Genomic DNA, 1,116 nt, shown 5'->3' on the forward strand with positions numbered 1-1,116 from the left:
CGTCGGGGGCGGTGCCGCGGGTGACGCGGGTGACCTTGGCGGTGGCGTAACGCAGGGACGGGCCGATCTCGTCGACGTCGAGTTCGAAGACGGTGCGCTTCTCGCCTTCCTTCGTCTCGAAACTGCGCTGCTTGAGCCGGCCGGTGACGATCACCCGCGTTCCCTTGGCGAGGGACTCGGTGACGTGCTCGGCGAGGTCACGCCCTGCGCTGCAGCGCAGGAACATCACGTCACCGTCCTTCCACTGGCCGCTCTGGAGGTCCAGCACGCGGGTCGTCGAGGCGACGGTGAACGACGTCCACGCGACCCCGTTCGGGGTGAAGTGCAGTTCGGGGTCGGCGGTCACGTTCCCGACCAGAGTCAGGGTGGTCTCTCCAGCCATGACGGTGCCCTTTCGGCTCGGGTGCAGGTGGGTCAGGCGGTACGGCGGCGGGAGGCGGGGTCTGCCGCCCCGCCGGGCAGGACGATCAGCCGGGGCCGCCCGGGTGGGCGGCCGACGTGGGTGTGGGCGTGGTAGGTGGGGCATAGGGGCCGTCCGTCGGGCCCGTAGAGGTGGTGGAAGGCGTCGCAGCCGGCGCACGGTCCGACCTGCGACGGGGGGAGGCCCAGGTGTGCGCAGGCGGTGAGGAACGCCGTTCGTGCGGCGATCCGTGCGTTGTGGGCGGCCGGGTTCGGTAGCCACTGGTCGCCGTCGTGGATCTCGCGGGGGATCCGGTCGGCGGCCCGCCCTACCGCGGCGGCCCACTGCCCGACGGTGAACCCGCCCGCGGGCAGGTCGAGGACTGTGTCGGCGGGCAGGCCGGGCGGTAGGACGGGGCTGGTCATCGGCGGGCTGTCGAGGGTGCGGCAGGCGGGGTCTGCCGCCAGCCACGGGTGAACAGCACCGTGGTCTTGAGGTTGATCGCGGCGGGCAGGTCGATGTCGAACGCGGCGGCGGTGACGAATGCGGTGAGCACGACGTCGGCGAGTTCGGTGGCGACGGCGGTGAGGTCGCCGGGGGTGCGGGCCATCCCGAGGTGGCGGCGGGCGGCCTGTACGGCTTCGCCGGCTTCTTCGGCCAGGGCGAGGGTCTGGCGGACGCGGGGGTCGATGTCGGGGAAGACGTGGGCTAGTTCG

The 1,116-nt window shown here is 72.6% G+C and carries 3 protein-coding genes; all 3 read right to left on the reverse strand.

Features of this window, described 5'->3' with window-relative positions:
- On the reverse strand, positions 1-382 hold a 382-nt coding region (locus G6R25_RS24150), incomplete at its 3' end, for a single-stranded DNA-binding protein (protein WP_163554672.1).
- 32 nt (positions 383-414) lie between these two features.
- Entirely contained in the window at positions 415-825 is a 411-nt protein-coding gene (locus G6R25_RS24155) for a hypothetical protein (protein WP_163554673.1), read from the reverse strand.
- The coding region (locus tag G6R25_RS24160) for a pyrophosphohydrolase domain-containing protein (RefSeq protein ID WP_163554674.1) at positions 822-1,116 on the reverse strand (295 nt) is incomplete at its 5' end. The genes G6R25_RS24160 and G6R25_RS24155, both read right to left, overlap by 4 nt.

Source organism: Candidatus Frankia alpina (assembly GCF_902806485.1).
Lineage (GTDB): Bacteria > Actinomycetota > Actinomycetes > Frankiales > Frankiaceae > Frankia > Frankia alpina.